The 24,862-nt window shown below is 40.8% G+C and carries 28 protein-coding genes and 1 pseudogene (1 of these 29 only partly in view); 28 read left to right on the top strand and 1 reads right to left on the bottom strand.

Annotation, left to right across the window (positions count from 1 at the left end; translation table 11 throughout):
- From COT81_00710 to COT81_00690, 5 genes and pseudogenes are all read left to right on the top strand, one after another.
- Nucleotides 1-133: pseudogene (locus COT81_00710) on the top strand (6-O-methylguanine DNA methyltransferase) (it extends 170 nt beyond the left edge of the window).
- 7 nt (nt 134-140) lie between these two features.
- A complete protein-coding gene (locus COT81_00705; GenBank protein PIS05520.1) occupies nt 141-698 on the top strand; it encodes a thioredoxin family protein in 558 nt (185 codons plus the stop codon).
- A complete protein-coding gene (locus COT81_00700; protein ID PIS05519.1) occupies nt 691-969 on the top strand; it encodes an acylphosphatase in 279 nt (92 codons plus the stop codon). Before COT81_00705 ends, COT81_00700 begins: the two co-directional genes overlap by 8 nt.
- Complete coding sequence (locus COT81_00695) at nt 966-1,364, top strand: secondary thiamine-phosphate synthase enzyme (protein ID PIS05518.1); 399 nt, start codon at nt 966-968, stop codon at nt 1,362-1,364. Before COT81_00700 ends, COT81_00695 begins: the two co-directional genes overlap by 4 nt.
- Nucleotides 1,365-1,369: 5 nt before the next feature.
- The gene (locus tag COT81_00690; protein PIS05517.1) at nt 1,370-2,182 is read left to right on the top strand and encodes an NAD(P)H-hydrate dehydratase; all 813 of its coding nucleotides are present in this window, start codon (nt 1,370-1,372) and stop codon (nt 2,180-2,182) included.
- Between the two features lie 62 nt (nt 2,183-2,244).
- On the opposite strand, the gene COT81_00685 is transcribed toward COT81_00690, so the two are convergent.
- Entirely contained in the window at nt 2,245-2,595 is a 351-nt protein-coding gene (locus COT81_00685) for a hypothetical protein (protein ID PIS05516.1), read from the bottom strand.
- Between the two features lie 148 nt (nt 2,596-2,743).
- On the opposite strand from COT81_00685, the gene COT81_00680 reads away from it, so the two are divergent.
- The 23 genes from COT81_00680 (at nt 2,744) to COT81_00570 (ending at nt 24,861) form a co-directional block, all read left to right on the top strand.
- Entirely contained in the window at nt 2,744-3,490 is a 747-nt protein-coding gene (locus COT81_00680) for a hypothetical protein (protein ID PIS05515.1), read from the top strand.
- Entirely contained in the window at nt 3,487-4,983 is a 1,497-nt protein-coding gene (locus COT81_00675) for a hypothetical protein (protein PIS05514.1), read from the top strand. Before COT81_00680 ends, COT81_00675 begins: the two co-directional genes overlap by 4 nt.
- Nucleotides 4,970-6,034 carry a hypothetical protein gene (locus COT81_00670; GenBank protein PIS05513.1) on the top strand — a complete coding sequence of 355 codons (1,065 nt, stop codon included), beginning with the start codon at nt 4,970-4,972 and terminating at the stop codon, nt 6,032-6,034. Before COT81_00675 ends, COT81_00670 begins: the two co-directional genes overlap by 14 nt.
- Before the next feature lies 1 nt (nt 6,035).
- Complete coding sequence (locus tag COT81_00665; protein PIS05512.1) at nt 6,036-6,839, top strand: hypothetical protein; 804 nt, start codon at nt 6,036-6,038, stop codon at nt 6,837-6,839.
- Between the two features lie 2 nt (nt 6,840-6,841).
- Nucleotides 6,842-7,846, top strand: a complete 1,005-nt coding sequence (locus tag COT81_00660; GenBank protein PIS05553.1) for a rod shape-determining protein — start codon at nt 6,842-6,844, stop codon at nt 7,844-7,846.
- Between the two features lie 15 nt (nt 7,847-7,861).
- The gene (locus tag COT81_00655; protein PIS05511.1) at nt 7,862-8,311 is read left to right on the top strand and encodes a hypothetical protein; all 450 of its coding nucleotides are present in this window, start codon (nt 7,862-7,864) and stop codon (nt 8,309-8,311) included.
- Between the two features lie 69 nt (nt 8,312-8,380).
- Nucleotides 8,381-9,409 carry a DNA polymerase III subunit delta' gene (holB, locus tag COT81_00650; protein ID PIS05510.1) on the top strand — a complete coding sequence of 343 codons (1,029 nt, stop codon included), beginning with the start codon at nt 8,381-8,383 and terminating at the stop codon, nt 9,407-9,409.
- 6 nt (nt 9,410-9,415) lie between these two features.
- Entirely contained in the window at nt 9,416-10,474 is a 1,059-nt protein-coding gene (locus COT81_00645; protein ID PIS05509.1) for a hypothetical protein, read from the top strand.
- Between the two features lies 1 nt (nt 10,475).
- Nucleotides 10,476-11,030, top strand: coding sequence for a ribosome recycling factor (locus COT81_00640; GenBank protein ID PIS05508.1), 555 nt, complete (start codon nt 10,476-10,478; stop codon nt 11,028-11,030).
- Entirely contained in the window at nt 11,030-12,196 is a 1,167-nt protein-coding gene (rseP, locus tag COT81_00635) for an RIP metalloprotease RseP (protein ID PIS05507.1), read from the top strand. The genes COT81_00640 and rseP overlap by 1 nt, the downstream gene beginning before the upstream one ends.
- A 2-nt stretch (nt 12,197-12,198) precedes the next feature.
- Nucleotides 12,199-12,510 (top strand): hypothetical protein, encoded by a 312-nt coding sequence (locus COT81_00630; GenBank protein ID PIS05506.1) that lies wholly within the window; start codon nt 12,199-12,201, stop codon nt 12,508-12,510.
- Between the two features lie 3 nt (nt 12,511-12,513).
- Nucleotides 12,514-13,740 carry a prolyl-tRNA synthetase gene (locus COT81_00625; protein PIS05505.1) on the top strand — a complete coding sequence of 409 codons (1,227 nt, stop codon included), beginning with the start codon at nt 12,514-12,516 and terminating at the stop codon, nt 13,738-13,740.
- Between the two features lie 3 nt (nt 13,741-13,743).
- Nucleotides 13,744-14,811: a rod shape-determining protein gene (locus COT81_00620; protein PIS05504.1), complete on the top strand. Its 1,068-nt coding sequence runs from the start codon at nt 13,744-13,746 to the stop codon at nt 14,809-14,811.
- Nucleotides 14,812-14,815: 4 nt separating this feature from the next.
- On the top strand, nt 14,816-15,613 hold the full coding sequence (gene mreC / locus COT81_00615; protein ID PIS05503.1) for a rod shape-determining protein MreC: 798 nt from the start codon (nt 14,816-14,818) through the stop codon (nt 15,611-15,613).
- A 1-nt stretch (nt 15,614) separates the two neighbouring features.
- Nucleotides 15,615-16,118: a hypothetical protein gene (locus tag COT81_00610; protein PIS05502.1), complete on the top strand. Its 504-nt coding sequence runs from the start codon at nt 15,615-15,617 to the stop codon at nt 16,116-16,118.
- Complete coding sequence (gene mrdA / locus COT81_00605) at nt 16,111-18,087, top strand: penicillin-binding protein 2 (GenBank protein PIS05501.1); 1,977 nt, start codon at nt 16,111-16,113, stop codon at nt 18,085-18,087. The genes COT81_00610 and mrdA overlap by 8 nt, the downstream gene beginning before the upstream one ends.
- 119 nt (nt 18,088-18,206) lie before the next feature.
- The gene (locus COT81_00600) at nt 18,207-18,665 is read left to right on the top strand and encodes a transcription elongation factor GreA (GenBank protein PIS05500.1); all 459 of its coding nucleotides are present in this window, start codon (nt 18,207-18,209) and stop codon (nt 18,663-18,665) included.
- Nucleotides 18,666-18,743: 78 nt separating this feature from the next.
- On the top strand, nt 18,744-20,222 hold the full coding sequence (gene lysS, locus COT81_00595) for a lysine--tRNA ligase (GenBank protein ID PIS05499.1): 1,479 nt from the start codon (nt 18,744-18,746) through the stop codon (nt 20,220-20,222).
- A gap of 2 nt (nt 20,223-20,224) precedes the next feature.
- Nucleotides 20,225-20,641, top strand: a complete 417-nt coding sequence (locus tag COT81_00590; protein PIS05498.1) for an FAD synthase — start codon at nt 20,225-20,227, stop codon at nt 20,639-20,641.
- On the top strand, nt 20,628-21,845 hold the full coding sequence (locus COT81_00585; protein PIS05497.1) for a serine--tRNA ligase: 1,218 nt from the start codon (nt 20,628-20,630) through the stop codon (nt 21,843-21,845). Before COT81_00590 ends, COT81_00585 begins: the two co-directional genes overlap by 14 nt.
- Nucleotide 21,846: 1 nt before the next feature.
- Nucleotides 21,847-23,010 carry an aminotransferase gene (locus COT81_00580; protein PIS05496.1) on the top strand — a complete coding sequence of 388 codons (1,164 nt, stop codon included), beginning with the start codon at nt 21,847-21,849 and terminating at the stop codon, nt 23,008-23,010.
- The gene (locus COT81_00575; GenBank protein PIS05495.1) at nt 23,007-23,747 is read left to right on the top strand and encodes a hypothetical protein; all 741 of its coding nucleotides are present in this window, start codon (nt 23,007-23,009) and stop codon (nt 23,745-23,747) included. The genes COT81_00580 and COT81_00575 overlap by 4 nt, the downstream gene beginning before the upstream one ends.
- The gene (locus COT81_00570) at nt 23,728-24,861 is read left to right on the top strand and encodes a D-alanine--D-alanine ligase A (protein ID PIS05494.1); all 1,134 of its coding nucleotides are present in this window, start codon (nt 23,728-23,730) and stop codon (nt 24,859-24,861) included. Before COT81_00575 ends, COT81_00570 begins: the two co-directional genes overlap by 20 nt.
- Nucleotide 24,862 lies beyond the last annotated feature (1 nt).

Below are 24,862 nucleotides of genomic sequence, written 5' to 3'. Positions count from 1 at the left end.
AGATATTCCATGCCATCGGGTTATTAACTCAGACAATAGCCTAGGCGGATACAACGGCCTAAGAGGCGAAAAAGAGGCCTTGCTTCGCTCTGAGGGCCACGTAATTAAAAATAAACGCATCCTGATAAAATAATTATTATATGGCATTAATGTATTCAGTCCAATTGCCGATAGGCTCCAAAGTAATAGATTTCAAGCTACCCGCAACTGACGGTCAAATATATTCACCAAAAGATTTTTTAAACCATCAAGGGTTATTAGTTATTTTTACTTGTAACCATTGTCCTTACGCTAAAGCATCATTGCCAATACTAATTGAATTATATAAAGAATTTGGCGCCAGCGTACCTTTTGTGGCGATTAATCCAAACGACGAAGTAAATTATCCCGATGATTCATTTAGTGCAATGAAAGATAAGGCAAAAGAGTGGGGAATTTCTTTTCCATACTTAAGGGATGATACTCAAGAAGTGGCTAAGTCCTATCAAGCCCAGTGTACACCTGACGTTTATTTATATGAAAATGATAACGGCTTAAAACTTTTTTATCATGGGCGTATTAATGATAACTGGCAAGAACCAGATAAAGTGATTCAACATAGCCTTCGTGATGCTTTAAAAGCTTTAGTTAATGCTGAGGATCCACCTAAACATCAACGTCCCTCAATGGGCTGTTCGATAAAATGGAAAAATGAATAAGCGGTTAAAAATTACTATTGAGGGTGAGGTGCAGGGAGTGTCGTTTAGATATTACGCTAAAGCCGAGGCGGATTCGCTGGGGTTGCAGGGGTATATTAAGAATTTGCCGGACGGTAGCGTTTATGTCGAGGTTGAAGGCAGTGATAATGCTTTAAGTAAATTTGTGACTTGGTGCCACGATGGGCCTAAGCACGCACAGGTGAGAGAAATAAATGTTGATAGTGTTAGTGAATTAAAAGGGTTTAAAGAATTTGAAATACAATTTCAATGAAGTTTACTGTTACGACAAAAGGCCACTATGATTTTATTGATATTACGCCGCAAGTAGCTGAGGCGGTGTCAGGGGCTAAGGTTAAATCAGGCATTGTTTTAGTTTTTGTGGCTGCTTCAACCGCAGCCATTACAACGATGGAATATGAGGAGGGGATTATCCATGACTTGATTAGCCTATTTGAAGCTTGGGCTCCGGAAAAGTCTGATTATGAACATCATCAAAAGTGGGGTGACGCAAACGGAGCCGCGCATATGAAATCGGCAATTATCGGAACAGACCAAAGCATACCAGTGGAGAACGGTGAATTAAAACTTGGCACCTGGCAGCAAATTGTGCTAATTGATTTTGACGAGAAGCCGAGAAATAGAGACATTATTGTTAAAGTCATTTAGCTGTTATGATAATAACCAAAAAACAAGTAATGCTACCCAAGCGCAAAAGAACCAGCCACAAAGGCCAAAATGGCAATGTTTTAGTGATTGGCGGATCGTACGACTTCGTTGGCGCCGTAGTTTTGGCGGGTCTGGCGGCATTGCGCTCTGGCGTTGATTGGGTAACGATAATGTGTCCGGAAAAAGTTGGTTGGGCAATCCATTGCTTAACGCCGAATTTAGTAACCCGCAAAGTGAAAACGGAGTTTTTTTCAGCTAGACATATTCCCTTAGCGCTTAAAGAAGAGCAGAAATATGATGTGGTATTAATTGGTAACGGCATTTCGTTGAAGTCAAAAGCGTTTTGCAGAGGTTTTTTAAGGAGAAGCCTAAAACCGTTGGTAATTGATGCTGACGCTGTAAAAGCTGTGCGAATACAAGATGTTGATAATGCTATTTTAACGCCACATCATAAGGAGTTTGAATTATTACTTAAAAATTCAAAGCTAACTGAACGTAATTTTCAAAAGTATTTAAAATATAACATAGTCATTGTAAAGGGGGCGGTTGATACTATTTACACGCGGGGCAAAATTTTCAAAAATAAGACTGGTAATCCGGGCATGACCAAAGGCGGCACGGGCGATGTTTTGGCAGGGCTAGCCGTGGGTTTTTTAGCTCAAAGCGGAGATTTATTGCAATCAGCTATCAATGCTACATTTTTTAATGGGCTGATTGGTGATATTCTTTTTAAAAAACACAAAGGTTACTCATATTTAGCTTCAGATATGGTAGATGAGATAAAAGCGATGAGATCGCGTAATTTTTCTCCTCGCTAGCTTGAATATAAACTGCACCCCGGCTCCGCCATGGTCGACTGGACCATGTCGGCTAACCGGGGCTATGGGTCAGCTGGAGGTGGCGAAATCTTTGCGCTTCTTGGCTCGCGCATCCATCGCCCGCCAGTTTGACTGCAGACGTAGCGGACGATTGAGCTGATGACGTCGCTTGGGATTTCATCGGCGGTGATATTCCTAAAGCGGCAGATTGTGCTGACTGCGACTTCTTTAACGAAGTCAGGATATTCCATGTCCGCATAATCTGGGCAGGGCTTGCGCCCTATTAGGTCCTCACCTGTGACTACCTCTTTTCGCGCGCGCTTGCTTGCTTTCACGAGCTCAGCTACTTGCCGTCTGACCTCATCACCGAACCCGCGCCAGCCTTCTGGTATTTTGTAAAGCAAATCGCTCATTGTGGCCTCCTACTGGTTGCGGCTATTAGTTGTATACCGCGCTAGTTTAAAAAAGTCAAATCTTTGATTTTTATCATAAATTAGATTAAGATAGCACTTACTTCAGGCTACGTTAAAAAAGTGTATTTATGGTATAATAACGAAGTTTATGGCTTACAAAAAGCGTGACCGCAATCTTTACGATACAAAATCCAAAGTACCATTTAAGCTAAGTCGTACCCGGCTTGAAAATTTTATTAATTGTCAGCGATGTTTTTATTTAGATCGCCGTTTGGGCGTTGACCAGCCGCCGGGTTTTCCATTTAACTTAAACTCGGCGGTGGATCATTTACTGAAAAAAGAATTTGATTTACACCGTGCTAAAAATGAGAAGCATCCCTTAATGAAACATTACAAAGTTGATGCCGTGCCATACCAAAATTCCAACTTAGATCAATGGAGGGATAATTTTACTGGCGTGCAGTTTTTGCATGCGCCGACTAACTTTTTAGTCTTTGGGGCGGTTGATGATATTTGGATTAACCCACAAGACGAATTAATCGTGGTTGATTATAAAGCCACTTCTAAAGATGGTCCGATTAGCATTGATGCCGAATGGCAAAACAGCTACAAGCGCCAGATGGAAGTATACCAATGGTTATTACGTCAAAATGGCTTTAAGGTTAATAATACAGGCTATTTTGTTTATGTTAATGGTAAGCGAGACGCCAAAGCTTTTGACGGTAAATTAGAATTTGATATAAATTTAATACCTTATACAGGTGATGATTCTTGGGTGGAGGATGTTTTATTGGAGGCTAAAAAATGTTTGGAAAGTAAACATATTCCTAAGGCTTCACCTGACTGCGATTATTGTAACTATCGCTTGGCTGCCGCTAAAGTTGAGAAACAATGAGGGTGCCAATAAAAACCAAAGTCTTAGAAATTATTCCCGGCTTTTTGGTATGGGCGACATTTATTGCGGTGTTTTCTATGTCGCTATATCGACCATTGTGGGCGATTTATTTTATTATTATTTTTGATGTTTACTGGGTGATTAGAATAATTTATTTGTTGATATTCATGTTGACCTCATGGAATCGTTATGTAAAAAATCAGCAACATAATTACTGGCAGAGGCTTCAAGATTTTAAAGATAAAGATTATCGGGATTATTTCCATGTTGTCTTTTTACCAACCTACAAAGAACCGGCTTCGGTAGTGGAGGCTTCTATCCAAAGTATAGTTGATTGTTATTACGACAAATCTAAAATGATGTTGGTACTCGCTGGGGAAGAGCGGGATATTGAGAGATTTAGTCAAATTTCTCAAGACATGCGGCAAAAGTTTGAACATCAATTTCACGATTTTGTAATTACCATCCACCCAAAGGATTTACCAGGTGAAATTCCGGGTAAAGGTTCTAACATTCACTATGCCGGCCACAAAGTCAAGCGGATCATTGACGACCGCAAACTAGATTACAGTCAAGTCATTGTTTCTAGTTTCGATGTGGATACTCGGCCTCACCCGCAATATTTTGCCGCCTTAACTTATCAGTATATAAAACATCCTGACCCGACTCATGCCAGCTTCCAACCGGTGGCTGTTTACAATAATAATATCTGGGAATCTAATCCGGTGGTCCGAGTGGTCGCAAGCTCAACGACTTTTTGGCTTCTGACTGATTTATCACGGCCGGAGAGGTTGTTTACTTTTTCGTCGCACAGCATGAGCTTTAAAGCCTTAGCTGATGTTGGTTTTTGGGACAAAACAATCGTGACTGAAGACTCTCGGATTTTTTTACAATGCTTTGTTCATTACCAGGGGAATTACAAGGTTGAACCAGTTTATATTCCGCTATTTATGAATACGGTAGAAATTGGAAATTGGCGCAAAAGTATCATGAACCAATACAAGCAAATGCGTCGTTGGGCTTGGGGGGCAGAACATTTCCCGTATATGTTTAAGAACTTTTACGGTAAAAACGCACCCGGCCGTTCTATCCCATTTTGGAAAAAATTCCATTATATTTGGAACCAAACGGAAGGCGTTTACTCATGGGCAACAGCACCAATTATTATTTTTATCGGCGGTTACCTGCCTCTATGGGTAGCTTCTGAGACCATAAGAACGACTACCTTATTTCAAAATACTCCGGATACTTTATCTTTTTTAATGCGTTCGGCCTTAATCGGACTACTGGCGTCTTCGGTCATATTTGCTTTTTTATTGCCACCTAAGCCCAAGGGCTATCATTGGGGAAATTACGTGGTGATGGTTTTCCAATGGTTAATGGTGCCAGTAACGTTAATTTTATTTGGTTCAGTGCCAGCTGTAGACGCTCAAACACGATTGATGCTGGGGGGTAAATTTAGATTGGGTTTTTGGGTGAGTGAAAAAAAGTAGCATGCCGGCACTTAAACAAAAATCTGTGACTGTGGTAATTGTGGTTTGGAATTCTGAACGGTACATCCAAGACGTTTTGCAGTCAATTATAGAGCAAACTTATAAAGACGTTACAATTTTAGTTATTGATAACGGATCAATCGACGAAACTGTAAAAATTATCCGGACAGATTTTCCGCAAGTAAGAATATTGCAAAATTTTAGAAACTTGGGCTTTGCCAAAGCGTACAATCAGGGCATGAAACTAGCGAGAACAGATTTAGTTTTAATCATGAATCATGATGTTATCATGCATCAAGATGCGGTCAAGCAATTAGTCAAGGCGACTGATCGACATCCGCAAGCCGGAAGCTGGAGCCCAAAACTGTACACATTATTTGTTCAAGATATTGACCCAGAAAGTCAAGGCAGTAACTTGAAAGAGTTTATTAAATCTGATAAGCTGGATGCGGCAGGCTTAGAGGTTTTTAAAAGCCGGCAAGTGCAAAATAGGGGAGAAGGCGAGTCTGATGCGCCTCAGTATAACACCGAACGGGAAGTGTTCGGCTTTACCGGAGCATGTGTGCTTTTTTCCAAAGATGTGCTTGATCAAATCGCCGTTCGTGGTCAGTACTTTGACGAAACATTTTTTGCGTATAAGGAAGATTTTGATCTATCATGGCGAATGTTACTTTATGGTTTTGACCATTGGTTTATTCCAGCTGCTGTTGGTTGGCATTTCCGTTCGTTTAAGCGGGCGGCTAATGAATCAGTCAGGGCGGTGGTCGCTAATCGGCGGCAAGCTTCTTTTTTAATGAAGTTGCATTCGTTAACGAATAACCAACTTGTGCTCATTAAAAATGATGACTGGCAAAACTTTTTAAAACATTTGCCATGGATTATCGGCCGCAATATCATGATGTTGGGATACAGTTTATTTTTTGACCCAGGGTTACTTTTTAAAAGCGTCCGCATGTTTTTTAAGGCATTACCCACCGCCATAAGTAGCCGTCGGATTATTAAATCTCATCAACAAATTTCACCCGCGAAAATACGCCGTTGGTTCAAATAATATGGATGTTAGTATTGTTATATTAAATTATAAGACAGCGAAACTGGTAGCGCAATGCATTAAGGGCATTCGGTCGATTAGTCCACAGGTGAGTTATGAAATAATTGTGGTTGATAATAACTCAGGTGAGAGGGATTTAGCGATTTTAAGGCAAATAAAGGATATTAATTTAATTATCAATCAATCAAACGATGGTTTTGCTAAGGGCAATAATAAAGGTTTACGGCAAGCCCGGGGCAAGTATGTCTTAGTTATGAATCCTGACATTGTGCTACTGGAAGGGGCCGTCGACAAATTAGCGCAATATTTAAATCAGCATAGTAACGTAGGTATTGTTGGCCCTAAGCTGTTAAATCCTGATCGCACTTTGCAATATTCAAGTTACCGCTTTCCTCACCCAATGACTTGGGTGTATCGTAGGACCGTCTTGGGGAGGGCCAGTTTTGGCAAAAAAGAATTGCGCCGCTTTACCATGATGGACTGGGATCATAATAATACCAAAGATGTGGATTGGCTGTTGGCCGCGTGTATCATGATAAGAGTCGAAGTTTTACAAAAATTAAATTATTTTGATGAGAGGTTTTTTATGTACTTGGAAGATACAGACTTAAGCCGCCGTTGCTGGGAAATTGGTTACAAAGTGGTGTACTTCCCTGAAGCTGAAGTCGTACATTATTACCAGCGGTTGTCGGCCAAAAATTTAGGACTCAAAAGTTTATTTGATAAACCGACTCGTATTCATATATATTCAGCCATTAAGTATTTTATGAAATATAAAGGTAAAGCTTTGCCCCGACAAGTATGAAAATGATAAAAAAAATTGGTATTGATTTGGGAACAACGAATACTTTAGTTTTTATTCCAAAGCGCGGCGTAGTTATTAATGAACCGTCAGTGGTAGCCGTATCAACGATTGATAAAAAGATTTTAGCGGTGGGCGAAGAGGCCAGAGCTATGCTTGGACGCACGCCAGACACGATTACCGCGATGCGGCCGCTAAAAGATGGCGTCATTGCGGATTATAAAACCACAGCTGCTATGTTGCGTTACTTTGTGAATAAAGCTTTGGGCGGCATTCGTCTCTTCCGGCCGGAAGTGATGGTGGCGGTTCCGGCGGGGATTACTTCAACTGAGCGCCGAGCAGTAATTGACGCGACAATTGCCGCCGGCGCAAAAGCGGCTTACATTATTAAGGAACCAATTGTGGCGGCAATTGGCGCGGACATCCCAATTGGCAGTCCTTCTGGCCATATGGTTATAGATATTGGCGGTGGCACGTCAGAGATGGCGGTTATATCTTTGGGTGGGATTGTGGCAGCGACATCAGTTAGGATTGGCGGCAATCATTTTGATGCAGCGATAGTTGAGTATATCCGCAGAACTTACGGTTTAAATATTGGTGAGAGAACGGCGGAAAGAATAAAAATTGAAATCGGTTCTGCCATGTATTTAGAAGATCGTCTAAGCATGGATGTTCGTGGCCGTGACGCCATTTCTGGTTTGCCAAAGACTATACGCATTACTTCCGACGATGTCTCTGAAGGCATCCAAAATGAATTAGAGGGCATTATTGCGGCGGTGAAAGATGTGTTACACAAAACCCCGCCTGAGCTTTCAGCCGATATCATTGATAAAGGCATTATTATGACCGGCGGCTCAAGCCAGCTTCGAAATATTGATCAATTGATTCAGCGCGCAACAAACGTGCCGGTCTATGTTGCCGACGAACCATTGATTTGCGTCGCCAAAGGCACCGGTATTGCCTTGGAAAATCTTGAAAGTTATAAACGATCAATTTTAGCGATGCGATAAATTTAGAAATCTAAGATGGAAAACAACAGGAATGGAATAGAAAATTCAACTGGCGGTTTCGACAAAGAATCGCAAGAAATTAACGAAGGAATTATAGCTTCTAATTTTGATAAAATGAATACAGAGATGTTTAAGCTTTTACATTCTGAGTCATTTGGCGGGAATGCGGGGAGTGTTGAAATAGATGGTGAAAAATATCCTTGCGCCGCCGCAAATGGTTATGCTGACGCTGAGAATGGGCAAATTATCGAATTTGGGAATTACCTCGACGAAAACGCAGCGTTTACTTTGCGGGTAGCTATAGAATTATCACGTGATGGTGGCCGAGGCAAAGGATTTTTCCGTATTGTAGAAACAATTTTTAAAGGCAAATTCAGTGAGCGGGCGGAAAAGAATTTGCGCTCTTCTGTCGAACGTTGGAATAATGAAACTAAAGGATCTGTTTACGAGACTTCAGAAGAGTAAGTTTAATTCTCACATTTATTGTGTATCTGAAGGGCTTGCAAAATAAGGATTTTGTGGTACAATAAAGCGATGAAATCAGGTAGTTTTAACTGGCCGGTGATCGGACACGAAAACATTATCCATTATTTGCAAACCGGTATTCAAAACCATAGCTTGGCCCATGGTTTTATTTTTTCCGGGCCACAAGGCATTGGTAAAAAAACAACACTAAGATACTTTTTGGCCTCAATTTTTTGCCAATCACAAACTAAATTGCCATGCATGTCGTGCCCGGCTTGCGAGCAAGTCAAAAAACACGTTTTTCCTGATATTGAGTGGGTTGAGCCCGAGTTAGATGATAAAACCGGCCATTTAAAAAAGAATATATCCATCGGGCAAATCAAGCGATTAAAGGACAAATTGGGAAAGTATTCTTTTCACCAAACTTATAAGGTGGCGGTTATTAATCAGGCTGAGGCTTTATCGGTTGAAGCGGCTAATAGTTTGCTCAAATTATTAGAAGAGCCAAGCGGGGAGACTGTTATTGTATTAGTAGCAAGTGATTATCACAATTTATTGCCGACTATAATTTCACGCTGCCAAGTTTTATCTTTTCGGCCAGTGCCGCAAAAGCTAATTGTTGGTTGGCTTAATGAGCAGGGGGTGAGCAAGGATAAAGCCGAAGCTATGGCGCATTTAGCTTCCGGCCGTCCGGGGATGGCGAATAAGTTTTTTCGCAATCAAGAATTCTACGAACTCCAACTTGCGGTGGCTATTAGTTTTATTAATGTTTTGGACAAGACGATTGCTGAGCGTTTGAACTACGTATCAGAACTGCTAAAAAAGAATGGCCAAAATTATACCGCAAAATCCATTAGCGCCTTAAAAGAAATAAATGTATGGCAGTTGGTCTTGAGAGATTTACTTCATTTACAAATCATTGGGCCAAAATATGTTCATCATTACGGCTTGCTCCCCGCGTTAGAAAAACTAAGCCATCAAGTTACTACCCGGCGATTAATGCTTAAGATTGGAGCTTTGGAAAATTTGAAAAGAATGTTAAAAAATAATGCTAACCCACAGTTGGTGTTAGAAAACGCAATTATCAATTTGATATAAAAAACTATGCCAAAAAAACTTTCAATCATTTTATTTTTGAGCGCATTAATTTTCAGCGGCTGCAGTTTGGCGCTTGGTTCCAGGCGAGAAGCCCCTCAAGCAGTTGACGCGGGAGTGTGGATGTCTATTGATAAAGGTCAAACTTGGGTTAAAAAAGACACTTTTATTTCCCCCCAAGGGCTGGGTAGCATTACCGAAGTCAGCGTAACCGAACTTGAGCTTGATCCTCGGGACGAACGTGGGTTGTACATTACAACCGACGCGGACGGTTATTTATATTCTTATGACCGAGGTGAGAGTTGGCAGCAACCGCAGTCTTACAATGTTGGCGCGGTACGAGATTTAGCTATTGATTTTCAGGACAATTGTAATATTTATTTAGCCTATGCTAATAAAGTAATTAAATCAACTGATTGTAACCGTAGTTTTAGAGACAGCTTTGTGGATTCGCGGCCGTCAAAAATAGTTACTGCGGTAGCGACTGACCCTAATTTGAGCGGTGTAGTGTACGCCGGAACTGATAACGGCGAGATAATTAAAAGCACTGATTTTGGTTATTCTTGGACCACTATTAATCGAGTTAATAATGCCATATTAGATATATTAGTTGACCCGCGGAATTCAAATGTTATTTATGTCGGTACCAGAAATTTAGGTTTGCTCAAAAGCTCCGATGGCGGTGTTATCTGGTCAAATTCAATTAATTTGGATTTGAAAAAATATTCTGGCGCAAACGAATATCGCAGGATGGTGTTTTTCCCGTCGGTGCCCAATGGCTTACTATTAGTAACGCGCTACGGCATTCACCAGTCATTTAACGGTGGCGAAACGTGGGAAACTTTTGATTTAATCACGCCGCAACTAAGCACAGAAATTTTTTCTATCGCCGTAAGCCCGGACAACAGCCAGGAAATATACTATGGCACGGCCACGACATTTTATAAAACAATTGACGGCGGCCGTAACTGGATAACCTCACAGCTGCCCACCTCGGCCCGTGCGATTGATTTAGAAGTTGATCCGAACGATTCCAATATCATTTATTTAGGCGCTCAAGCCCAATAATATGAATAATATTAGACAAAAAGCCAGCCAAGCGTTTGACCAAGCGATTGAGCATTTAAAAACAGAATTAAGCAAGATTAGAACCGGTCGGGCAAATCCAGCGGCGGTGGAGGAAATTTTAGTTGACTCTTATGGCGTCAAATTGCCCATTAAACAAATGGCCACAATCTCTGTACCTGAGGCACGTTGCATCACAATTCAACCGTGGGATAAAAATCAAATTAAAGAAATTGAAAAAGCTATCACCACGTCAGATCAAGGTTTTAATCCTGTCAATGAGGGCGAACTTATTAGAATTGTCATACCAACTTTGACTGAAGAAGCAAGGATTGAAATTACTAAGAAAATGAATGAGAAACTAGAACAAACCAAAATCACTATCCGCCAAAAACGAGATGCCTTAAAAGAGGAAATTCAAAAACAAGAAAAAGACAAGCACATTGGTGAAGATGAAAAATTTACAGCCTTAGAAGAGCTTGATAAAGTGACCAAGGAATATAACGATAAGATTAAGGAGATGGGAGATAAAAAAGAGAAAGAAATAATGTCAATTTAATGTTAGTAACAATTATCATTTTTATTGCCATTTTGGCGGTTTTGGTCCTGGTGCATGAATGGGGGCATTTTATAACTGCCAGAAGAGCCGGCATCAAGGTTGAGGAATTTGGTTTTGGTTTCCCTCCCCGGGCAATTGGCATTTATAAAGCTAAAGATGGCCGCTGGAAGGCTGTTGGGCGAAAAGTTGCTCAAGCTGATTCCACCATCTATTCTTTTAATTGGTTGCCTTTGGGCGGATTTGTCAGAATTAAAGGTGAACAAGGGGAAAGCGAATCTGACCCGGATAGTTTTGCCTCTCGCAGTGTCGGCCGGCGAATTTGGATTATTTCGGCCGGCGTTTTAATGAATTTGGTGTTAACAGTATTTTTAATTAGCCTTGGATTTTTGATTGGTTTGCCGCAAGTGATAGATAAAAGCATCCCGCCAAGCGCAAACATCAAAGATGAGCGCATTCAAATTATCGAAGTAGTTGAAGGGTTGCCAGCGTCACGGCAAGGGATAGTGCTTGGGGATACTATTGCTAGTGTTGACGGCCTAACGATATCCACCCTTGATGAGATACAAGATTATTTGGACAGTAAAATTGGGCAAGAAGTGGTCGTCACTATCCGGCGCGGGGACGAAACCATTACTCAGTCTATCACTCCTGAAATTTTGGAGGAGACTGGCCGCGGCGGGATTGGGGTTGGCCTAGTTAATGTGGCTTTAGTTTCTTATCCTGTCCACTTAGCTTTATGGAATGGCATTGTTACAACCATCAACTTGTTTTGGTTAATAATTGTGGCTTTTTATGAATTGTTTGTCAGCTTGGTTAGTGGCCACGGTGTAACCGTGGATATTTCCGGCCCGGTTGGCATCGCGGTTATCACGGGCCAGGTTGCTAGATTGGGGTTTTTATATGTTTTACAATTTGCCGCCTTGTTGTCTTTGAATTTGGCGATTATAAATTTTTTGCCATTCCCGGCCTTGGACGGCGGGCGAGTTTTCTTTTTGATTTTAGGTAAACTCAAAGGCAAGCCGATTGATATTAAAACTGAAACCATTGCCCATAACATCGGCTTTTTTATCCTGATGTTATTAGTTTTACTTGTGACTGTGCGCGACATTAGTAAATTTGGCGATAAGTTCTCATCTTGGTGGCAGTCTTTTGCCGGATTATTATAACGATGAAGTTAGAGTTTAAAGGCCGGTGTAATCAAAATATTACTACCCTGATGAGAGGGATTGGCTACGCGGTTCCCAAGCGGATTGATCCGCGCAAGAGGAGTTTTATCCGCCGAGTCGGCCGGTCTGATTATCCGCATTTTCATTTATATATTGATGTTTTAACAGACGACAAAACAATTATGGATTTACACTTAGACCAAAAACAGCCAAGCTACTCTGGGAGCGCCGCCCACGCTGGCGAATATTCCGGGCCAGTGGTAGATCAAGAAGCGCAATATATTAAAGGACAGTTGACGAGTTGCTTTAAATAAATTATGAAAGTTAGCCAATTATTCACAAAAACTACTAAAGAAGTGCCTCGTGACGAGGTAAGCCTGAACGCCCAGCTTTTGATTCGGGCAGGGTACATCAATAAGTTAGCCCCCGGCGTATATTCGTATTTGCCTATGGGCTTACGCGTAATTCAAAAAATCGAAAAGATTGTTCGGGAAGAGATGAACGGCATAGGGGGGCAAGAGATTTTAATGCCGGCCTTAATCCCGGATGCGAATTGGAAAAAAACGGGCCGGTGGGAAGATTTAGATGTCTTATTTAGAGTGGCCGGTGCTGACCGAAAACATTACGGCTTGGGTGCGACGCATGAAGAAGTGCTTTCGCCGCTCGTTAGACAATACGTTAATTCTTATAAAGACCTGCCATTGTATATTTATCAAATTCAAACTAAATTTCGCAATGAGTTGAGGGCTAAGGCCGGCTTGTTGCGGGGCCGAGAATTTATTATGAAAGATCTGTATTCGTTTCATACGGACGAAGATGATTTAGAAAAATATTATAAGAAATCGCAAACCGCCTACATGAATGTATTCAAGCGAGTTGGCTTAGGCCAGCAAACGGTTTTAACTTTTGCTTCTGGCGGTACATTTTCTAAGTACTCACACGAATTTCAAACGGTTACAAAGTTTGGCGAGGATACAATTTTTACTTGCCGCAAATGTTCAATAGCGGTTAATAAGGAGATTTTATCCGAGATTAGAAATCAATGCCCTGAATGCGGGAATTTGAAACTTAATGAAGACCGAGCCATTGAAGTTGGCAATATTTTCAAGCTTGGCACCAAGTATTCGTCGCCTTTTGGCTTGAATTACGTTGATAAAAATGGCGCAGAAAAGCCAGTCATAATGGGTTGTTACGGCTTGGGGATAAGCCGATTAATGGGTGCAGTAGTAGAAACATTACACGACGCTAACGGCATTGTATGGCCAAAATCACTAGCGCCTTTTCAGGTTTACTTAATTGATTTGACCAAAAAACAAAAAGCTGTAAAGTTGGCTCAATCTTTAATTAAAAATGGCATAGATGTTTTAGTTGATGACCGGGTCGATGCATCGCCGGGAGTGAAATTTAGTGACGCTGACTTGCTTGGTTTTCCTTATCGAGCGGTTATTTCTAATAAAACTGGTAATAAAATTGAAGTCAAAAATAGACAAACTGGCAAAACACAACTCAAAACTGAAAAACAGTTGATAGAATTAGCGCCTTAATTTATGTTTGGCCGATTGTTTAAAACCTTATCGAAAGATATTGCAATTGATTTAGGAACTTCTCATACTTTGATTTTCGTGGCAGACAAAGGTGTGGTTGTTAATGAAGCTTCAATCGTAGCGGTTAATACTAAAACTGATCAAATTTTATCCGTTGGCGAAGAAGCCGCTCGGATGGTGGGCAAAGTGCCGCCACATATTATTATCTCTAAGCCCCTAGTTGACGGTGTGATTTCAGATTTTGAGATTACAGAAAAAATGCTGAAGTATTTTATGGATAAAATTAACCGCCAGCAATTTGGGTTTTTTGGCCGTCCTCGCGTGGTCGTTGGAATTCCGCTTGATGTGACCGAAGTTGAGAAAAAAGCAGTGGAAGATTCGGTCGTCTCAGCCGGGGCGAAAGATGTTTATATGGTAGAAAATATTATTGCCAACGCAATTGGCGCCAGGCTGCCAATTCAGGACGCTAGCGGCAATATGATAGTGTGCATTGGCGGCGGGTTAACTGAAATTGCGGTGATATCACTTTCTGGCGTAGTTGCTTGGAAATCCATCCGCATGGCCGGAGAAGACATGAACCAAGATATCGTAAATTTTGCTAGGAACGAATTCAAAATCATTATTGGCGAAAGAGTTGCAGAGCAGGCTAAAATCGATTTGTCTCGCGCCACCGAAGCTGAATCGCCTATGAGCAGTCATGAATTAAAATTACAGGGTCGAGATTTAGTCAGCGGCCTACCCAAAGAAATAACAGTTTCTGGCCAACAAATTTTGCAGACCTTAGAGCGGTCGGTTAAAACTATAATTGATAATATAAAAGATACATTGGAGTTAACGCCACCTGAACTTATCGCTGATATTTATAAACGCGGCATAGTGCTGACCGGCGGCGGGTCATTACTGAATGGTTTATCTGAAGCGATTATGAAAGCAACCAAAATTCCAGTTAAAGTTATTGAAGATCCTACTACTTGCGGTGTCCGCGGAATGGGTATCATTTTATCTGATGAGTCTTTGCTCAAAGAAGTAACTATCCCATCAAGTTCTAAAGAGGATGGTTTTATAAGATAAACTCATGCGTTTTCCGGTTGTGGGACAAGTTAATTCCAGAATTTTTATTCCGTTCGCTATTATTGTAGCCGGAGCCATTTTATTTTTGCTTCGTGGCATTACGATTTTAAATCCCGTTATTTCACCAATTAATAAAATTTTTTTTCAGGCCAGCAATGTTTTTTCTTCTTCTCCTAAGGACCTTGGCCAGCCAGATTTAGCTTTGGAGAATGAACTTTTAATTGAAGAGGTGAGGAATTTAAAAATTGAAAATGCCGTTTTAAGGACTCAAGTTGAGGAAAATGAATTATTGCGCCAGCAGTTAAATTTTACCCAAAATTATCAGTTTAATTATGTGACTGCTGCAATTTTGAGCCGAGGCATCGATCGTGCATTTGATCAAGTAATTATTGATCGTGGGTCGGCTGATGGCATTAAGCCAGGTATGCCGGTGATATTCGGCGACGGTTTACTTCTTGGTAAGGTTGCCGCGGTGCAAAAAAGTATTAGTAACATCAGATTAATTTCTGATCAATTAAGCAAGGTAGCAGTAAGTATTCAAAATAATGGCCAGACGGTGGGGGTGCTGGAGGGTTCTTTTGGATTGTCGACTAAAGTTGAGTTAATTCCCGGCGATGTTGAAATTGAGCCTGGTCAAATTGTAGTTACTTCAGGCCTTGATCCATTCGTCCCGGCGGGTTTAATTGTTGGTGAAATTGAAAGAGTTGAGAAAAAAACTAATGAATTCTTCCAAACAGCTTACGTTAGGCCTTTAGTGCAGTTAAGTGAGCCGAGCATCGTATCAGTCATAGTCACTGAATAATATGTGGCATAAAATTTTTATTATTGGAATTATCTTTATCATTGGGTTTTTGCAAGTTAGTTTTATCCAATCCCTGCCAGCGCCTTGGCATCATGTAAATCTGATGTTGGCTACCATAACTTTTTTGGCATTTCGCCGCACCGCCTGGAGACTTTGGTCTGCCGCGTTGATTTTCGGTTTAATCCTAGATCTTTATTCATTTTATTTATTTGGCGTGGTGGCAGCCAGCATAGTTTTTATTAGCATCATTAATAGATTACTTTATTTAAACTTTTTTACCAACCGAGCGTTGATGTCATTTATGGCCATGGGTTTTTTGAATGTGGTGGCGTATAGTCTGATTATTCGACTAATCAGTTTAACGCAGAATTCGTATTGGCCGCCATTCAGCACTGTGATTGTGAATATGTTTTGGTCAACAATACTAACGGAAGCTTTGGTTATAGTTTTTTTTGTTGTACAGCAGATGCATTATAGAAGAAATCAAATCCATTCTCATGGGTAATAAAAAATTCAACCGCAATCCGTTTTTTGAATTTAGCGGCGACAAATTGGCTGATAATAAATTGGGCAATAAAGAGGGGATTACCTACATCCCTTTTGCCGGGCTCAAGAAAGCAGCTAGCTTTTTTAAACAGCAGCAATCACTAAATTTTTCAGTTTTACCTAAGTTGAAAGCCAAGAGTAGAGTTTTTTTGATAATCATAGTGGCAGTCCTGATAGTATTTTCAGGCAGATTAATTTGGCTCCAGCTTTATCAAGCCTCTGCCTTGGGGGGGCTAGCTGAGGGTAATCGAATAAGAAATAAAATTATATTGTCTCAAAGGGGAGTCATAAGCGATCGAAATGGCGAATTGTTAGTACGCAATGTTCCGATATTTAATGCCGGCGTCGTACCAGTTGATTTGCCCAAAGATGAGGGTGTCCGCAGGCAACTATGGCAAGCGCTATCTGAAATTACCGGCGTTGAAATTGATGAGATTGAAAAAACAGTTACATCACAGCCGGCATATTCATATGAGCTTCTATTGATAGGTGACCCATTAACATATGAGCAGGCATTGCGCCTGGCATTATTAGAGGAGCGATATAGCGGAGTTAAGTTAAATGTTACTTCAGGGAGGGAATATTTGCATGGTAATGCATTGAGTTTGTCTCACGTTTTAGGATACTTGGGAAAAATTGGGGATCTAGAAATTGAGTCTTACCTGAATCAGGGGTATGCCTTTAATGAGTTGGTCGGGAAGGTGGGGCTAGAAGCACAGTACGAATCGCTGCTGAAGGGCAGTAATGGCAGACGCCAGGTTGAAACTGACGCTTTGGGCCGAGAAAAAATAGTTTTATCAGAAGAAGAAACTATTGATGGTAAAAATTTAAAACTAACCATCGATTTAGAGTTTCAAACTATAGCCGAGTCGAGTTTAAATTCAATTTTACAGGCCTTTGGTAAAAAATCAGGCAGTGTGATTGTTCTAAACCCAAACAATGGCGAAGTATTGGCTATGGTTTCCTTGCCCGCCTTTAATAGTAATAGTTTTGTTAACGGTATCGACCAAGAGGAGTTTAACCAATTAGCGAACAATCAAGCACGACCTTTATTTAACCGATCGGTAGCGGGTCAATACCCGTCGGGGTCAACGTTTAAAATGGTAGTGTCGGCGGCTGCATTGGAAGAAGGAGTGATTACCCCGCAAACAAGTTTTCTCAGCTCCGGCGGCATCGCGGTTGACCGTTGGTTTTTTCCGGATTGGAAATTCGGCGGGCATGGCGTTACTAATTTAACCAAGGCTTTGGCTGAATCAGTAAACACTTTTTTTTATATTATCGGCGGAGGCTACAATGAAAGACAAGGCCTGGGAATTGAAAAGTTAAATTACTACGCTCAACTTTTCGGGCTGACAAAAAAAACCGGCATTGATTTGCCTAATGAGGCTGAAGGATTTTTCCCAACAATTTCTTGGAAGGAAAGTGTGAAACAAGAGCGATGGTATATTGGCGACACCTACAATGCATCAATTGGCCAGGGAGATATTTTGGTCACACCACTCCAAGTAGCTAATTGGACAGCGGTTTTTGCTAACGGTGGTACTTTGTACCGGCCTCATTTAATTAAACGGGTAGAAGACAATTTTGGTAACTTGGAAAATAATGTTGAGCCGAAAGTCATAAGAGATAATTTTATTTCGACTTCTAATGTGGAGTCGGTTAAGGCAGGTTTGCGCCGTGCCGTTACCAGCGGTAGTGCGGTTGGCATGAGCACGTTACCAATTTCTACCGCCGGTAAAACCGGTACGGCGCAATGGTCATCTAAAGATTCTCCCCATGCTTGGTTTACTAGTTTTGCTCCTTATGAAAAACCAGAAATTGTAGTGACTGTTTTAGTCGAGGAAGGAGGGGAAGGCAGCAGTGTGGCTTTGCCGGTAGCCCGTGAGATTATTAGCTGGTGGGCTAATAATAGATACGGTCAAAATTAATTAATTTGCCTTGTCTTGACATCACGATTGATTACCGTTATGCTTAAAAAACAAAAAATAACTAAATTTTATTATACCAAGCGGCTGAATATTCGCCGTTTGTTAATTTCTTTTCAAAAATGCCAGATGAAATATATTTAACTAAAGATGGGCTTGCAACAATCCAACAAGAGTTGGAGGAGCTGACAAATGTGAAACGGCCGGCAGTCATCGCGAGGATTAAGGCAGCCAAAGAGTTGGGCGACTTATCGGAAAATGCTGATTATCATGATGCCAAAGAAGTCCAGGGCTTTATTGAGGGCCGGATTAAAGAATTAGAGCATATTGTGTCCAACGCCAAGGTGATAAGTAAAAATAACTCCGGCAATGTGCAGGTCGGAAATAAAGTTAAAGTTTTGTGCGACGGCCAGGAGCGTGAGTTTTCGATTGTCGGTGCGAGCGAAACTGACCCCACTCAAAACAAAATATCACATGAATCTCCAATCGGTAGGGCGTTAATTGGGCATAAGGTTGGGGATATGGTAGACGTTCAAATACCAAAAGGTATAATGAAATGCGAAATTATTGAGATCACATAATCAAGTTCAATTTATGAGCCCGCCTAAACATCTGGCGGGCTTTACATTTGGAGGTATTTTCAGTAAAATAATGGAAATATGGCCAAAAACGAAAAGGTAGACGATTTAGCCGAGCGAGCCACTCGGCTAAAGAAAGTAGAACAATTACGAGCCGCAGGGGTAAATCCGTATCCGGTTCGTTTTTCAGTTTCTAAAACAGCGGCGCAGGCCAGACAATTAAAAATTGGCACTAAAAACATTAGACTTGCTGGTCGGATTACGTCAATTCGCGCTATGGGCAAGCTAGCTTTCTCTCACCTCCAAGATTCAAGCGGAAAAATTCAAATCGTATTTAAAGAAGATGAACTCGCCAAAGGTCAGTTTCAGTTTTTTAATGAAAATTTTAACCTCGGTGATTTTATAGGCGTTAGCGGCGAATTGTTTAAAACCAAAAAAGGCGAGATAAGCCTTCTAGTTAAAAAGTTTGAACTTTTAACCAAGGCGGTACGGCCATTGCCGGAAAAATGGCATGGGTTAAAGGATCAGGAACAACGATACCGAAAACGATATTTAGATTTGGTGGCAAATACAGAAGTTCGGGATTTATTTAAGCAGCGCACTAATTTTATCAAGGAAATTAGGAGCTACTTAGATAACAATGATTTCCTTGAAGTTGAAACTCCGGTACTAGAACACGTGCCCGGGGGTGCTGACGCGGAACCTTTTGTGACTCACCATAACACTTTGGACATTGATTTGTATCTAAGAATTTCATTAGAATTGCATTTGAAGCGGCTGTTAGTCGGGGGATATGAAAGAATATATGAACTTGGCAAGGTTTTTCGTAATGAAGGTATGTCGACTCAGCATTTGCAGGAGTTTACTATGTTAGAATTTTATGCCGCTTATTTAGATTTTAATGACCTGATGGATTTTTGCGAAAAGATGTACAAGACTATCATTAAAAAAGTGATCGGCACTCTAAAGGTTGAGTATCAGGGTAAGCAGATTGATTTTGGTAAAAAATGGGAAATTGTGGACTACCGTAGAGCCTTGATTGATTATACTGGCATTGATATTTATAATTTTACGACTAGGGATAAATTAACCGCTGAAATTAAAAAACAAAAGTTAGATTTAGAAGTCGATAAATCGATGGGCTTGGGGCGAGTAACCGATCAGCTTTACAAAAAATACGCTAGGCCAAAAATTGTTCAACCAACCTTTTTAATCAAACATCCTATCTCGGTTTCCCCTTTAGCTAAAAAGCATCCGGTTAATCCATTTGTGACCGAACGTTTTCAAATTATTGTTGATGGCGCGGAAGTTGGGAATGGGTTTTCGGAATTAAACGATCCAATAGACCAAAGGCGACGGTTTGAGTCTCAAATGAAATTACGTGAACAAGGCGACAACGAAGCCCAGATGATAGACGAGGATTATATTGAAGCCTTAGAGTATGGCATGCCTCCGGCAGCGGGGTTTGGGGTTGGGATTGATAGATTATTTATGATTTTGACCAACCAACCGTCAATTCGCGATGTAGTTTTTTTCCCAACCATGAAGCCAAAAAAATAGTTATGTCAAAAAAGGTTTTAATTTTCGGGACGTTTGACGGCTTACACTCCGGACATTTATCTTTGCTTAAGCAGGCTAAAAAAAGGGGCGATAAACTGGCTGTAATTGTCGCTCGAGATGCTACAGTTAAGGCTGTTAAAGGGAGATTACCTCAAGCCAATGAAAACGATCGATTACAAGATATTAAATTAATTAAGGTGGTCGATGAGGCGTATTTAGGCGACAAGATCGACCCCTACAACAGTGTTCGTCGTGTGAATCCTGATATTATATGTTTAGGTTATGACCAACAGGTGTTTACAGAGAAGTTGACTGAAGAATTCCCTGATATAAAAGTTATCAGGCTTAAGCCATATAAGCCGGAAATTTATAAGTCTTCTAGAATAAATAATTTACATAGAAAAAATGTTAGATCTTAAATTTATTCGCCAAAACAGTGAATTGGTTAAGGACGGTTCTAGGGCACGGGGCGTTGATGTTGATGTTGATAAAATTTTGTTATTAGACAAACAATTGTTGGAAGATAAACACAAGCTTGAGCAATTAAATTCAGAACGAAAAACACTAGCCAAAGGTAAAGCCGACCCGGCCCAAGGCAAGAAAATAAAACAGCAAATTAAAAAGTTAGAGGTGGACTTGAAAGATATTCAAACCAAGCTTAATGAATTACTTTTAGCTATCCCTAACTTAGCGCTTAAGGATGTTCCGGTTGGAGACGAATCAGACAACCGAGTACTTAAGTCAGTCGGCGAGCCAACGCAATTTTCCTTTGAGCCGAAAGATTATTTAACCATCGCGGGGGAGGGGATCAATATTGAGCAAGCGGCCAGAGTTGCCGGTTCCCGGTTTAATTATTTGGCAGGTGATATTGCGTGGCTGCAGTATGCCCTAGTCGATTACGTTTTTTCTATTTTAAAAAAACACGATTTTATTCCCTTGATTACTCCGATTCTTTTGCGCTCAGAGGCAATCAGAGCTTCCGGTAAGTTAGATGCCGCCGGTGATGACGGCATAAAAGATATGTACTATTTGGAAAATGATGATTTGTTTTTAATCGGTACAGCCGAACAGTCAATCGGGCCATACCACATGGATCAAATTATCGACGTCGAAAAGTTACCTTTGCGTTATTTTGCTTATACGCCTAGCTTCCGGCGAGAGGCCGGAAGCTACGGTAAAGACACTAAAGGCATTTTGAGAGTTCATCAATTTGATAAGATTGAAATGTATGTATTCACAAACGCTGAAGAATCTATGGCTGAATTAGACAAACTTGTGAATGTAGAAGAAGAAATCGTAAGTAGCCTTAAATTGCCATACCAAGTCGTGTCTTTAGCCACTCAAGATATGGCTTTTCAAAGCGCTAAAACAATAGATATTGAAGTTTGGGTGCCATCCCAAAATAAATACCGAGAAATTATGTCAGCCTCAACTTGCACAGACTGGCAAGCTCGCCGTCTAAATACCCGCTACAAAGACCCGGCCACTGGTAAAAATGAATTTGTCCATACTTTAAATGCTACGGCTGTGGCGATGGGCCGAATGATTATTGCTATTATTGAGAATTACCAAAAAGCTGACGGCACTTTTACAATACCCAAGGCATTAAAAAAATATATATAGCATGGAGTTTGCAAAACGGTTGGCCGAAATACAGGTTTCGCCGATTAAGCAAATGGAGTATCGAGCGTCAAAGATTAGCGATGTTGTATCTTTAGCGCAAGGTATTCCATCATTCGATACACCCGAGGTTATCAAAGACAATGTCAAAGCGGCGATGGATGCCGATTTAGTTGCGCGCTACTCTTTACCCCAAGGCTTGCCCGAATTAAGGGATATGATTTCCCAGAAGTTGGCGCAAGATCATATGTTTTATGACAGTGAAACAGAAATTATTGTGACTTGCGGAGCGATTGAAGCATTGTCTGCCACATTTCAATCAATTTTGAATCACGGCGATGAAGTTGTGCTGGTATCTCCATCATACGCATCTTATCCTGAGTTAATTAAGGTGGCCGGCGGTAAGCCAATTTTCGCTGATTTAGTTGAGAATGAGGGTTGGAGATTGGATGTTACTGCAATTGAGAAAAAAATATCCCGAAAGACTAAAGCTCTACTGATTTGCAACCCAAATAATCCTACCGGCACGATTTTTACTAAACAAGACTTAACCTCAATTGCAGAATTGGCGTTACAAAACGGATTGTTTTTAGTCCTTGACGAAGTGTATAAAGATTTTGTATATGGGGAAGAGCCATTTTATTTTTTGGCTCAAGAAAAGAAATATCGTCAAAATATTATTAGAATATTTAGTTTATCAAAAAGTTATGCTATGACAGGGTGGCGAATTGCTTATTTGCATAGCGCTGCAGAAAATATAGTTGAGATTTTAAAAGTACATGACAGTTTAGTCACCTGTGCGCCAGTGGTATCCCAGTACGGCGCCTACACCGCGCTTCAAAGAGGGGACGGGGCAGTTAAAGAGTTTACCCAAGTTTACAATCGTAGAAGAAATTTAATGTGTCACCGTTTAGATAAAATGGAAAAATATTTAACGTATCAAACACCGGGCGCTTCTTACTTTATTTTACCAAAAGTTTTAGTGCGGCAGGGGAGTGATTCATGGAAGTTTTGCATTAACTTATTGGAGCAAGCAAAAGTAGCCTTGGTGCCGGGCGTCGCTTTTGGGCCAAGTGGTGAAGGGCATGTACGAATATCATTTGGGCGCTCTGATGATGATATCAACCTGGCCTTTGACCGAATGGAAAAGTTTTTTGAATATTTATGAGAAGAATTTTAGCAAAATTTTTGGTTTTTTATCTTAAAGTCTGCGCTAAGGCATATTTAAGAAGAAATCAGCCGGCAGTTATAGCAGTGACTGGGACAACTAATGTTTATGACACTAAACAACAAATAGTGTCAATGCTTGATCAGGGGTATAAAGTTAGAACTAGTAAAAAGAACTATTCAGCCAAATTTGGCGTACCGGCTTCAATTCTAAATGTGCGGCTTGGGGGAGATTCAGCTGTCAAGTGGGTAAAAATTTGTGCCCAATCTTTTGTCCGAGGCTTTTTTATTAAGTCTAAAATTCAAATTTTAATTTTGGAGCTGGCTTTAAAGTGGCAAACGGATATGAATTATTTATTATCGATTGTTAAACCTGATATTGCAGTCATCACGAATGTGATCCCTTCAACCTTAGTTGACTATAAAAGCACCGACAATTTGGCTTCTGAGTACTTAAAGTTAGCCAACGCAGTACCAGCTCGCGGGTTAGTCTTATTAAATGCCCATGACGAAAGGCTTGCCAAAAGGCCGGTGTCCAAAGGGACAGTAATTTATTACGGCATTGAGGCTGGCGATATCCAAGCTTCGGACGTGAAACAAACATCAGAGGGCATGAGTTTTGTCTACCAAGGCCAAAAGGTAACTTTACCGCGTTTTGGTAAATATGCTGTGTTGGCTTTTTTGGCAGGCAGCCAAATTAAATCTTTTTTTGATAAGTATGGCGTCAAAAAAAAGTAAAAAAATTAAAGTCGGGGTTATTTTTGGGGGCCGCTCGGGCGAACACGAGGTATCAATCGTGTCAGGGCAGTCAGTCATGAAAGCCTTAGACAAAAAAAAATACCAAGCGGTACCGATTGGCATAACTAGACAAGGCAAGTGGTTGACGGGCACTGAAGCAATAAAATATTTAAAATCTGAAATTAAAAAACTGCCGGTAGAGTCTTACCTGCCAGCTGATCCAGGCCGCCGGCAATTAGTATCTTTGGATAAAAAAGGCTCTAAGGTAACGCCGGTGGACGTCGTCTTTCCAGTTTTACATGGCACTTACGGCGAAGATGGTACTATTCAGGGCTTATTTGAAATGGCAAATGTGCCTTATGTCGGCTCAGGCGTCTTAGGTTCAGCCTTGGGTATGGATAAGGTAGTGCAAAAACAACTTCTTTCTTCCCTAAAATTGCCGCTTGTGCCTTATGTTTGGTTTTATATGCAAGAGTGGAAGAAAGGTCGGCGCCAAATTATAAAAAATATTTTTGACAATTTAAAATATCCAATATTTGTAAAGCCAGCCAATCTTGGTTCAAGCGTGGGAATTACTAAAGTGAAAAACCACAAGCAATTGGAGCTGGGGGTTAGCTTAGCCGGGAAGTTTGATCAAAAAATAATTGTAGAGCAAGCAGTCATCGGTGCTCGCGAATTAGAATGTGCGGTTTTAGGCAACCTCAGGCCTAAAGCATCCGTAGTGGGCGAGATTGTGGCCTCAAATGAGTTTTATGACTATCATGCTAAATATGTCGGCGGTGAATCAAAGGAAATTATCCCAGCCAAAATAAGTCAAAGGACCGCTGATTCTATCAAACAAATGGCATTACTGGCTTTTAAAACCTTAAACTGTTATGGCTTGGCGAGAGTTGATTTTTTCTTGTCAAAGGGAGGCAAGGTTTACTTAAACGAATTAAACACTATGCCTGGATTTACTTCTATATCAATGTACAGCAAACTTTGGTCTAAAACCGGAGTGCCATACCAAAAATTAGTGTCTCGGTTAATTGATTTAGCCATAGCTAGACACAATACCAAGAATAAGCTTCAAACGGATTTTGCTTCTGATTCAGATTGGTATAAGCAAAAGTAAT

The organism is Candidatus Buchananbacteria bacterium CG10_big_fil_rev_8_21_14_0_10_42_9 (genome assembly GCA_002773845.1).
In the GTDB taxonomy this organism is placed as follows: Bacteria; Patescibacteriota; Patescibacteriia; order Buchananbacterales; family 21-14-0-10-42-9; genus 21-14-0-10-42-9.
This window is presented reverse-complemented; position numbering and strand designations above follow the sequence as displayed.